Annotated in this window: 7 protein-coding genes; 1 reads left to right on the forward strand and 6 read right to left on the reverse strand. The window is 61.3% G+C overall.

All coding sequences use genetic code 11. From position 1 onward, the window contains the following. Nucleotides 1–153: 153 nt before the first annotated feature. From ABAC402_RS33610 to ABAC402_RS39320, 6 genes are all read right to left on the reverse strand, one after another. Nucleotides 154–1,782: a family 43 glycosylhydrolase gene (locus ABAC402_RS33610; RefSeq protein ID WP_023450236.1), complete on the reverse strand. Its 1,629-nt coding sequence runs from the start codon at nucleotides 1,780–1,782 to the stop codon at nucleotides 154–156. Between the two features lie 10 nt (nucleotides 1,783–1,792). Next, complete coding sequence (locus ABAC402_RS33615; protein ID WP_082179985.1) at nucleotides 1,793–3,226, reverse strand: DUF1593 domain-containing protein; 1,434 nt, start codon at nucleotides 3,224–3,226, stop codon at nucleotides 1,793–1,795. Then, complete coding sequence (locus ABAC402_RS33620) at nucleotides 3,223–4,788, reverse strand: beta-xylosidase (RefSeq protein WP_023450238.1); 1,566 nt, start codon at nucleotides 4,786–4,788, stop codon at nucleotides 3,223–3,225. The genes ABAC402_RS33615 and ABAC402_RS33620 overlap by 4 nt, the downstream gene beginning before the upstream one ends. Nucleotides 4,789–4,814: 26 nt before the next feature. Then, nucleotides 4,815–6,872, reverse strand: a complete 2,058-nt coding sequence (locus ABAC402_RS33625) for a beta-galactosidase (RefSeq protein ID WP_023450239.1) — start codon at nucleotides 6,870–6,872, stop codon at nucleotides 4,815–4,817. Between the two features lie 5 nt (nucleotides 6,873–6,877). Beyond that, nucleotides 6,878–8,455, reverse strand: a complete 1,578-nt coding sequence (locus ABAC402_RS33630; protein WP_023450240.1) for an alpha-L-fucosidase — start codon at nucleotides 8,453–8,455, stop codon at nucleotides 6,878–6,880. Nucleotides 8,456–8,781: 326 nt separating this feature from the next. Further along, the gene (locus tag ABAC402_RS39320) at nucleotides 8,782–10,398 is read right to left on the reverse strand and encodes a methyl-accepting chemotaxis protein (protein WP_023450241.1); all 1,617 of its coding nucleotides are present in this window, start codon (nucleotides 10,396–10,398) and stop codon (nucleotides 8,782–8,784) included. A gap of 610 nt (nucleotides 10,399–11,008) precedes the next feature. Here ABAC402_RS39320 and ABAC402_RS40720 point away from each other — a divergent pair. Further along, nucleotides 11,009–11,458: a hypothetical protein gene (locus tag ABAC402_RS40720; RefSeq protein ID WP_023450242.1), complete on the forward strand. Its 450-nt coding sequence runs from the start codon at nucleotides 11,009–11,011 to the stop codon at nucleotides 11,456–11,458. Nucleotides 11,459–11,466 lie beyond the last annotated feature (8 nt).

Consider the following 11,466-nt stretch of genomic DNA (forward strand, 5'->3'; position numbering starts at 1 on the left):
CACGAGAGATGGGGAGGAGAAAAAAGAATATGTTCAATGGCTTCTTCTCCTCCCCATTTCAAATGGGGAGGTGCCGAGCAAGCGAGCCCAGAGGGCGAAGCGCGTCGAGGCGGAGGGGTCCCCTTACTGTCGATGTGTCAGCCTTATCGTGGGTTAGTATTTTAATGCGTGGTGGGTGAAGTTGCTGAGTTGCACGGCGCCGTTTCCCATGCAGCAGATGCCGATCTTCAGGCTCAGAAATCCGCCGAAGACATTATGGTGCATGCCCGAGACCTCCATCCGGGTCGGATGGCGGACCCAGGTCGCACCATTGTCCGCCGAGGTGTGCCAGGTAATGACGTTGTCCTGGTTGGTGACCCGCAGGCGGACCCGGCGGCCTGTCAGCTTTTGCCGGTTCCAGGCGTGGTCCTCGGCATATTGCCAGGTCCGTGTCTCTTCGCCGGTAAAACCGACCCCGACATAGGCTTTGGAATTATAGTAGAGCAGCAGGCCCGCCACGGCCTCGCCTTCCAGTTCCAGGGTAACCTCGACCTCGTACGACCGGTCGCCGACCGGGCAGGTCAGGGGCGAACTGTCGGCCGGCGACGTGCCGCGCGCGGCCAGGCGCAGGCGCTTGTCCTCGTACTTCACCCGGTCCATTTCGTCGGGCTTGGGGTCGTGGAAGCTCCACTGGACGCCGAAGCGGTTTGTGCTGAAATCGTCCGACAGTTTGAACCCGGCCGGTCCGGCCTTGCCACCTTTCGGCTTCTTGATCGGCTTCGACAGGTCACCGCCCAGGGCGCGGAACCAGCCGTCCTTGGTCCATTCGGCGGGCTCCAGCAGGGTCTGGCGCCCAAGCGTCCTAAAGCCGTTTTCATAACCGTGATAGACCAGCCACCAGTCAGCTTCTCCGTTTTTTGGGGAAGGCCCCTCCACCAGGGTGGCGTGGCCGCGCGACCACCACGGCTCATCGGTGCTCAGTGTACGGACCAAGGGGTTGCTTGGGCAATGTTCCCATGGGCCATGGATCGATTTCGACCGGGCTGCAATGACCATATGGCCGGTGACCGGACCGGCCGTGCCGCCGACGGCGGTGACCAGGTAAAAATACTCGCCCCGGCGCAGCAGCTTGGGGCCTTCCGGTGCGAAGTTTTCAACGATCCAGTCGTCGGGATAGATCCACGGCTGATAGGCCGGCTCCAGGACTCCGTCCGCCGCCAGGCCGTCGTCGGTCAGGCGGATCTTGCGGATGCCATTGACGAAGAGATAGCGCTTGCCGTCCTCGCCGACAATATGGCCGGGATCGATGCAGTCATGGATGTTGAGGTCGACCGGATCGCTCCACGGACCTTTGATATCGTCGGCCCAGATGACGTAGATCGACCACGGTTTGCCGTCGGGCGCCGCCGGAATGTAGATGAAATAGCGATCGTTGTGCTTGCACAGGTCGACCGCCCAGATGGTTCCCAAAGGCTTGAACAGGGACGGTCCGACCGGTGCCCAGTTGACCAGGTCGGTCGAGTGCCAGATGACCAGACCCGGATAGGAAAAGAACGACGAGAACGTCATGTAGTAGTCGTTCCCGTCCTTCAGTATGGTCGGGTCGGGATGGTCGCCGGCGATGATCGGGTTGAGATAGGTGCCGTCGCCGCGGTCGGCCTTGCGCTGGCCTTCCGGGCCCGTGCCCCATTTCGGTTTGGCCGGTTCGGCCAGGACGGGCACGGCTGCGGCCGCGGCCAGGACGGCTGGTGTCACGGCAGCGCTGGCGGCCAGGGTCGTGAACAGGTTGCGGCGGGTCGTCATGGCGGGGGCCTCAGTTCGGCGTAATGGTGACGATGACTCGGGCATAGCGCGTCAGGGCAGGCGTGCCTTTGTCGGTGACCTTGACGATGAAATGCGCGGTCTCGGGTTTTGAAACCTGAGGCGCCACCACCGGAACGGCGTAGATGTTCTCGGCGCTGGCGATGGCGATCGGCGTCTTGAGGCTTCCCGCTTCCGGATAGTGGAACCAGAGGAAGCTCAGATTATCGCCGTCGGGATCGCGGCTGCCAGCGGCGCTGAGTGTAAAACGCTCACCCGACTTGACGGTCAGGCGATCAGCATGCCCCAGGGCGACGACCGGCGGGTGGTTGGCCTCGGCATAGGCCCTGATCGTCCAGTCCATACGCGCGGCAAAGTCGTTCTGGAAGTCCTTGCGCCAGCGCCATACAGTTGTCTTGTAGCCGGTCGCGCTCTTGTCCGACGGGCGAACGGTACGGCCGAAGTCGCTGGGCACAAAGGGCGTATAGGTGTCGACGGCGTTGCTCCAGATCGGCCGCGGTTCCTGCTCGATCGCGATACCGCCGTTGAAGCCCTTCGGGTCGGTATCGGCCAGTTTGGGCACATACAGTTCATAGCGTCCGCCCCAACCGCCCCACTCCGGGTGTTCGGGAACATTCAGCCCGTTGGGGATCAACGCCAGAAAGGACGGCGTGTCGCCTTCCACGCCATAGGCGACGTCGGGATACATGGCGCCCATAGGGCCGTGGCCCTGCTGGATATTGGCGGCCAGCCAGGCATTGCTGATCTCGGTGTTATCGAAGCCCGGTTCGACATGCATGATACCGCTCCAGGTGGCGTTGCCATAACCGCCCGGGCTGACGATATAGAACAGGTCCGGGAAGGTTTTGCGCATCCAGATGCCGGAATCGTCCTGGTCGGAGATGGTATAGACGCGCAGCTTGGCGACCAGGCGTCTGACCTCGGCCGGTGAGCGGGTTTCGCGCAGTTTGTAGAGTGCCTGGGCCAGTGTGTTGGCGCCGCCCCACACTGACACCCACAGCGGCCGGTCGTCGGCCGTGTCCAGCAGGGCGATGATGCGGTCGGAGCCGGGTGAATCCTTGCCCTTGCCGACACCCGACATGCCGTAGGCCGGCAGGCCCTGTGTGACGCGGTCCTGCAGGGCCTGGGCCGTCGGGTAACCCGGTGCATGCAACAACAGATTAGCCTGCACCTGGCCATAGGCGGTGATGGTGGCGCGTAGTGACTCCGGCGCCACCCGCGTTTTCATATGCACCGACGTCGTCGCTACGATGGCTTCGATGTCGATCTCGTTGCTGTAGAGCAGGAGACGGACCATCGACTCGCTGTCGTCGGGTTCGTTCTCGATATCGGTCAGGACGACAACGCGCTGTTTGACCGGTTCGGCCGCAGCCGCACCGGCGAAACATAAAGTCGCCGCCGTCAGCATCGCTGCAAGGCGCTTCACGGCTGCAACCTTACCAACACCACATCGTTGCTGTTCATCGCCACCGTCACCTCAGCCGTACCGTCAGGGCCGACCTTGATCCGGCGTGAGGTTTCGGGCGCATCGGTGGTCAGGCTTTGCAGCTTGGCCAGTTGCTCCGGCGTCGCGTCCTTGGGCGAGCCCATGGCGATCCAGTGCGAATAGGCGTCATTGACCTTATAGCCGGTGCGCTGCACGGTGAGGGTGTAGCTGCCGGGCTTAAGGCCGGACAGTTTGACCTTAAGCGGCGCCGACGGCTTGTTGGGGACCAGCTTGCTGAAGAAGGTGCCGTTGCTGCTGCCGCCTTGGTCGGGGTGCTGATAGTCCCAGATAACGGCCGAGAGGGCATTGCCGTCCCACGATGCCCAGACCTGATTGTCCGTGGCCGGAACTTCGTTGCCCTTGAGCGCGTTGAGATACTTGTAGCCGAACCACGACGCCTTGCGGATGCCGTCGCGGGTCATCAGACCGAAGCCACCGTGGAAGGTCGCCGAGGGCGGGCCGGGCTCTTCGAACAGGTCGGAATAGACCCAGTAGCTCATGCCCTGGACGATACCCTGAGTAGCCTTCAGCTTGCTGAGAATATAGGGGGCGGCAATGTAGGAATCGTGGCTTAAGTCGCGCGGATTGTAGCTGGTACTCCATTCGGTGAAGAACAGCGGCAGGCCCGGCAGGTGCGAGGCCTCAATCTGCTCGCGCACCCGGCGGACATCGCCGATGACAGCGTCGGGGTTTTTCGACAACTGGAGGTCCATCTTGCCCTCCTCGTCGAGATAGCCGTAGTCGACGCCATAGGTATGGGTGGTGGCGAAATCGACGGGGGCGTTGGTGGCCTTGGCCCAGGCCAGCAGTTCCGGCACCCAGGCGGCGCCGGCCGTCGACGGGCCGCCGACCTTGAGCTGCGGATCGATCGCCTTGATGGTGCGCGCGGTCAGGCCGTAGAGGGCGAAATAGACCTCTTGGTCGGCATACTGAAAGAAGCCGTCCAGGTTGGGCTCGTTCCACACTTCGAAATACCAGGAACGGACCTCATCGATGCCGTACCGGGCGATCAAATGGCGGACGAAGCTGTCAATCAACTGCTTCCAAAGATCGAAGCGCGGATGCGAGGTATTGCCCTTCCAGTAGAAGATGGTCTGGTCCGAGGTTTTCAGCGCCGATGGCGTGAAACCGAGCTCGACGAACGGCTTGATGCCCATTTTCAGGAAGCTGTCGTAGAGATAGTCGATCTTCGTCCAGTCATAGACCAGCTTGTTGTCGACCATCTTCACGGTGCCCAACTCATCGTGGAAGATGTCGTGGAAGCGGATATAGCGGAAACCGAGTTCCTGGGCGGCGGTCTTGAGCTGCGCCAGGTTGGCGTCGCGGATGGTGACACCGGGATAGTCGGCCCCGACCGAGAGATCGAAGAAGCGGTCGACCGGCTGCGTCGCCTTGGTGGCATCGAGTTCGATACGCCGGGCTGTCTGGGCCATGGCCGGCGTAGCGGCGGCGAAAGCGGCCAGCGAGGCCAGGGTAGTGCGACGGGAAATTCGGTTTTTCATGTTCGGTGCTCTGGTATGATGGAAAGTTACTCGACCAGTTCCACGCCATCCGCTTCAAGATGGAGGGTACCGTTGTAGCTAGTCTTCGTCAGGACGCTGGTCTTCCTGCCGTCGATCGTGACGTCCTTCGCCCCGTAGGAGGCGTTCACGTAAAGTGTCCGGCCATCCACGACACGGGCGTAAACACCTTCCGGTGTCTTCGGCCCGGGAACGATACCCAATTGCGCGTACAGGCTGCGGTATAGCGGTTGCATCACAGAAGGCTGCGCGGGGGTGGAAACATAGATTGCCTGCCCTTTGCCGAACCGGTTGACCGTAGCTATCGGCGGCGCGCCATCGACATTGACGATGCGTCCCAACACCCGCGCCGTCGTGGGTTCCAAAACCTCATAAAAGTTGATGGTCGTGCTGAACGAACTCTCGCCGATCTTGCCGGTGAGCGGCGCATAGTGGCGATAGAACTCCCGGGTTCTGAGACCGAAGACGTCGCTGAGGCGGCCGGGTAGTGGAGTGTTGAACCACTGGTTGTTCTCGTTCACCTTGGCTGACATGGCAGTCATAATCACCGTGCCGCCGTTACTGACATAGCGTCGCACGACATCGGCGGCTGCCTGGTTCATCAGATACTCACCCGGCACGACCACCAGCTTGTAACGGCTCAGATCCTCATGGGCGATGTTGATGACCGCGACGTCGATATTGTCGTTGAACAAAGGCGCAAAGGCATTGTGCTTCTGGTCCATATAGGAGGTGGTCAGGTACTGTTTGACCGTGTTCGACCAGCTTTTGGGTTCCGATGCAACGCGCGCCTCGAAGGAATAAGCGATTGCCGCCTGGGGCTCGAGCTTGCGCGGGAAGCCCATCTTCTGCATCATCTTGAACTCGGCGGCGAACCTGCCCCATTCGTCCAGCTTCCAGGAAGGCGTGTCATCGTGATCGACCAGGCCGAACAGAGCCTGTTCCTCACCGCCAAGGTGGCTGTTGAAGGTCCAGGCCAGCATCCCCTGGGCGCCATTGATAAGGCCAAAATGGGCCCACATGCGCGAGCGGCCCTTGGTGCCGTAATAGCCGCCGCCGCCGGCCTGAAATTCGACGAACCAACTGGGGTTCGGCGATGCGCCGCGCATCATCATGGTCTCAAAGCCACCGCTGATGGCATCGCCGTTGTAATAGCCGTGCGAACCGTGGCTGACATAGTCCTTATAGCTGGACAGATAGTCGAAGCCGCGGCGCCCGCTCGAATCCCACAGGTTGGAAATGGCCGGCTTGTCCGGAGCATTCTTGCGCCGGGCATTTTCCAGCGTCATCAGCACTTTGATCGTGGCGTCGGACCAGTAGCGATGCAGGTCGAGATAGCGCTCAAAGGGCCCAGGACCGTCACCATAGGGAATTTCCACCTGATCCCACGAAGTCAGGGTGCGTGACCAGCGCTGAGTCGCCCACGCCGTGTTGAGGGCTTCCAACGTGCCGTATTTGTCCTTCAGCCAGGCGACAAAGCGCGCGCGGTCAGCTGGCGAATACGACATGAAACCGTTGCCGATTTCATTATTGTAGCCGATGGCAATGACCGCCGGATGCTTGCCATACCGCTGGGTCATGGCTTCGCCGAGATCGCCCACCAGTCGCAGATAGTCCGGGTCGGCGATGTTCTGCATGTAGCGTTCGGCCGGGTACAGACGATTTCCGTTCTGCGTGACCAGATCGGCTCCGGGATACTTTTGGTGCAGCCAAAGCGGTGCCGGCTGACCGGGAACATCGACGATGACCTTGATGCCGGCGGCCTGCATCTGGTCGATAACGGAGTCGAATTTTTCGAAGGTGAAGACGCCTTCCGCCGGCTGGAAGTAGTCCCACGACAGGTCCCCCATGCGCACCACAGTAAAGCCCGCCTTCTTCATCAAAGCGATGTCCTGGCGGATCTGTTGAGGCGACCGGTCCACGGGCTGATAGTTGGCCCCGACGAACAACCCGGCGGCAGGCGAAACGGCAGCCAGCTTCGTCTCCTCGGCCTGAACCGGGCCGTGTACACCCCCCGCAACCGCGGACAGCATGGCGGCGGCAAGGATAAGAACTTTCAGTTTCATGCTGCTTATCCCTGAAAGCTGATCTTGAACGCGCTGGCGTGACGGGTCGGCAGAGATGCCGGCAGGTCGATGACCAGGGCTGTATCCGTCTGGCGGAAGGTCAGGGCCTTTGAGACGCCCAGCATTTGCACGCGTTTGACACGACGCGTCTCCTGTCCGCCCGAGCGGCCAAGCGACGTCACTGCGACGTTCTGTTTCGGCTCGCCCAGCGTAATGGCGTAAAGGCTTTCGCCACGCGTGGTGAAACGGATGTCCTGCGCCGTGTAGACGGCGTTTTCCTGAAACGCGCCCGACGCCGCTTCGGTTGGTCCTTCGCCGTAGATCTTCCACGGCCGGGTTCCATGGATGGCTTCAGCATTGACCTTCATCCAGGGTGCCAGTTCGTCCAGCAGCTTCTGCGATTCCGGCGGCAGGCTGCCGTCCGGGTACTGCACGATATTCATAAGGAGGTTGCCGTTCTTGCTGACAATGTCAGCCAGCATTGTGATGACAGCTGCAGTAGTCTTGTACGCATGGGTGTCGCTGTAGAACCAGTCGCCGTTAGAGGTGCAGGTCTGCCACGGCAACGGATTGATGCCCTTCAGGACACCACGTTCGACGTCCTGAACGAAGGCTTCCTTGTGGAATTCGCCCGATCCCAGATCCTTGACGTTGTAGACGACGTCGACCTTGCCGCTGCGGGCAACACTGCTGTTGTAATAGTGGGCAACCAGCGACCGACCGACCACGCCGAACGGCAATCCGCCGTCCGAATACAGCAGGTCCGGCTGATAGGTGTCGACCAGGTCGCGGATACGATCGAACCAGTGTTGATGAAACGCCGGGTCCTTCGTGTACCAGGTTTCGCCATTGCCACGATAGGGCTCGTTGTGGGCCTGATGATACAGGTCGGCATAGTCCGGGTTGGCGCCATCATAGGCGACGCCGTTTTCCGGCCAGGTCTGGTTGTATAGGTGACTGGGATGCCACCAGTTGTGGCTGGCGCCCAGATGCTCGGAGACGCCGAAGCGCAGGCCGCGCTTGCGGGCCGCGGCCTGCCAGGTGCCGACGATATCGCGCCTGGGCCCCATGGCCACCGCATTCCAGCGATGGTGCTTGGAGTTCCAGAGATCGAAGTTGTCGTGGTGAACGCCCATACTGACAAAATACCTGGCACCGGCAGCGGCGTACTGATCCATAAGGCCTTCGGGATCGAATTTTTCCGCCTTCCACAGGGGAATAATGTCCTTGTAGCCGAATTTGGAGGGCTGGCCGTAGGTCTTGACGTGGTGTTCGTAATGCGGATGGCCGGGAACGTACATATAGCGCGCATACCAGTCGCCGAGACGCGGGACCGCCTGCGGCCCCCAGTGCGACCAGATGCCGAACTTGGCATCGCGGAACCAGGCCGGCGTTGTGTAGGTCTTCAGCGACTCGACGGTCGGCTCAAAGAGGCCGCAATTTATGGGCAGACGATATTCCGGCGCCGGCGTTTCAACGCAGGTAGATTCAGGCGCTTTCGTTTGCGCCGCGGCCGCGCTGGCATATCCGAGCGCCGCCAGTAACGGCGCCCCTAACAGGCTGCGCTTGCTTATCGAGACCATGTGTCTTCCTGTCGGGTTGTGTCTTGCGGACGGGAGTCAGCCATCGCTGCGCCGGCATCGAGTATGAAGGCAATTGCCCTTTCTTGCCACAGGTGAAACGGATTTTCAAAAGTATGTCGCTTGGCGGCCGCCATGACAGTCCAACGCGCCGCCGACTGTTGCGATATCCGCCGGAGCGCAATCCGATAAAGTAGGGCGTACAAAATTATGACGTTTGATCTCCATCCGCCGGCTACCTGGCGCGGACGACCCGGAACCCCACGCCTGCGCCGTAAACGGAAGCGAGACCAGTACGAGACCTTTAGCAGCGAACCGGCAGCAAAGCCTCAAGCCCTGACACGGCTGAGAAATCCGGTCACAGCCTTGCTGAGCGACTGGGACTGCGACTGGAGACTCGCCGATGCCGAACGCACGCTTTCCGCCGTCTTGCCGGTGGCGCCGGCAGAACTCAGGACGCCGGCCATGGTTTCGGCGATGGACTTGTTGCCGCTGGCCGTAGCGTAGATGTTCTGGGCGATTTCGCGCGTGACATCGGATTGCTGCGTGATCGCCGACGCGATGGCGACGCTGCTGTGGCTGACCTCCTCGATGGCGCCGAGAATCGCGTTGATCGCCATGACGGAGTCGCGTGTCTCGGCCTGCACGCTGTCGATTTGGCCCGAGATTTCGGCCAGGGCACGTGACACCTGACCGGACAGGCTTTTGACCTCGTTCGCGACCACGGCAAAGCCCTTGCCGGCATCGCCCGCACGCGCCGATTCGATGGTGGCATTGAGCGCCAGCAGGTTGATCTGGCTGGCGATATCGTTGATAACATTGACGACCTCCCCGATCCGCCCGGAACTGACAGACAGCCGCTCGATCACGGCCTTGGCGGTCTGCCCCTTGTCGGCCATGTCGCGCACCATGTGGCTGGAGCGTTCGGTATGGTCGCGGATTTCACGAATCGAAGCGGTCAGTTCTTCAGACGCGGCGGCGACCTGGGCCGAGGTCTGGGCGGCCTCCGTCGAAATACGTGAAACCGACTCCGATCGCGTTGCCGTATCCTGAGCGATCTCGGCGACGTTGGCGGACTGCTGCTTCAGCCCGTCGACCGCCGTGACAACTTCCTCCAGGACAGAATTGACGGAGGTTTCGAAAGCCTGGGCCAACTGTTCCATGGCGAGGCGGCGTTGCACCTGAGCCTCTTCGTCGGCCACACGCGCAGCTTCGAGACGGAACAGGTCCTGGCGGGCCAGCTCTTCATCCTTGACGCGGCTGGCGGCTTCCGCCGACAACATGGCCGAGCGCAAACGAAAGACCAGGACCCCGCAGCCGATGGCGCACACCAGGGCGATGACGAGACCCATCACCAACGCCCCCAGGACGCGGTTGAGCTGTTGATGATAGTTTTCGACGTGCAGGTCCACGCCCGTCATGCCGATGACGGCGCCGCTGTCGTTGCGTATGGGCGCATAGGCGCTCAGGACCGTTCCCCATTTATCGGAATAGGGCTTGTCCTCGACCTGGGCCTTTCCGGTCGCGAAGGCCTCGATGAGAATCGGCGAGGCATCGTCATAGACTTCCATGATGCCTGCCGGAGTCTGGCCCTCGGCCACCTGGGTATCGACGATAAAGTAGATCTTGCCGTCCGTGCTCTGGATCATGGCATAGACGTCGGAGATCTGAGGGTCGCCCTCGGTCATGGTCTTGAAGCGCGACAAAATCGTCGTGTAGGCCGGATCAGAGGTTTGGTCCGGCGAGGTCAGGGTCACGAAGCCGTCACCATTGACGGCCTTGGCCGCTGTCCCGGCCAGGCCCGCCAGGCTGCCCTGGATCTGGCTCTTCATGGCGCCGGCCGCGGTCACGTAGACGGCGAGCGATGCGGCAACGGCGACGCCCAAAATCAGCAGGGCGGTGAACAGGCCATCGCGAAAGGCGCGTGACGACACGGCTTTGGACATGCGGGTATCCTCGTGGGGAAGCGGGGCGATGCGCCGGATTCGAAGGAAAGGTCCGGCCAATATCGGTAAACAAGGTTAATGCCGGGTTCACGCGCACCAGGAAGACGGTCTTCGGGAATGTTACGGACAAATCAGGTCGATGTCATCCTTCCTCAGCCGACTGGGATACGTCACGCCACCACGCTTAGGTTGGGAAAAGCTTCGATGGAATCAAAACCCCGCTCTGGCCGGCTGCTGCGCCAGCTCTCTTGCAGAGCGCTACGCAGCCGGCTTCGCTACCAGCCGAGCTAAACCACTCAGTGGGCGTCCCAATCCTCAGTATCGTTTACCAGGAAGAAGAGCCGGCCAGGCTGTTGTAAATGGAGGACCCAGTCATGGTCTTAGCCGACGGCGTTAACTGGCACGAACTCCATTTCTGGCCCGCCAGCCTGGCCGGCCAAATTTTGCCTTGTGAAATCCGACCGCTCCTCCATAAGAGGTGGCGGCGTGACTCGCCTGGAACGACAGCCATTACGATTGGCAGGTCCGGTCTGGCGAGAGCAGCAGTTGGTCATATGGCGGTAAAGCCGAAACCATCGCCAGGGCCACGCTGGGCGGATGAGGAGAGCGGATGTCTCAGGAAAATTTCTTCGAAAGTCCAATCCTGAATTCGCCCTACGACTATCCCGGTCGCCACTGGGAACTTGACCCCGATGGTCAGCCGACCAACCGCATTGTCGATCTGCGCCGTCACTCCGACCTGATTACCCCGGTCCCCAAGCCCAAGAAGCGCCGCAGCCCGAAAGACCAGCTCGATCTCGGCCTCGGCCAGGAAGACGGCATTTCGTCGGATGTGCAGGAATACAATCCGACGCCGATCATCAATGAGATCCGGCAGTATGTTGATGCCTGGCGCCGGCTGCCCAACCCCGACCAATGGCAGGTCACACCCGAAACAGCGCGTCTCCTCACCCATTGGCGCACCTACAAATTCGAAGGCGTGCGGCCTTTCTTCTGTCAGGTCGAAGCGGTTGAAACGGCCATCTGGCTGGCTGAGGTCGCGCCCAAATCACCGCGCTAACGCAAGTT

The organism is Asticcacaulis sp. AC402 (genome assembly GCF_000495835.1).
In the GTDB taxonomy this organism is placed as follows: domain Bacteria; phylum Pseudomonadota; class Alphaproteobacteria; order Caulobacterales; family Caulobacteraceae; genus Asticcacaulis.

Bases quoted from the DNA above. Each gene is read 5' to 3' on its own strand.
- ABAC402_RS39320 (WP_023450241.1), bottom strand. From the start codon at position 10,398: ATGTCCAAAGCCGTGTCGTCACGCGCCTTTCGCGATGGCCTGTTCACC.
- ABAC402_RS40720 (WP_023450242.1), top strand. From the start codon at position 11,009: ATGTCTCAGGAAAATTTCTTCGAAAGTCCAATCCTGAATTCGCCCTAC.
- ABAC402_RS33625 (WP_023450239.1), bottom strand. From the start codon at position 6,872: ATGAAACTGAAAGTTCTTATCCTTGCCGCCGCCATGCTGTCCGCGGTT.
- ABAC402_RS33630 (WP_023450240.1), bottom strand. From the start codon at position 8,455: ATGGTCTCGATAAGCAAGCGCAGCCTGTTAGGGGCGCCGTTACTGGCG.
- ABAC402_RS33620 (WP_023450238.1), bottom strand. From the start codon at position 4,788: ATGAAAAACCGAATTTCCCGTCGCACTACCCTGGCCTCGCTGGCCGCT.
- ABAC402_RS33610 (WP_023450236.1), bottom strand. From the start codon at position 1,782: ATGACGACCCGCCGCAACCTGTTCACGACCCTGGCCGCCAGCGCTGCC.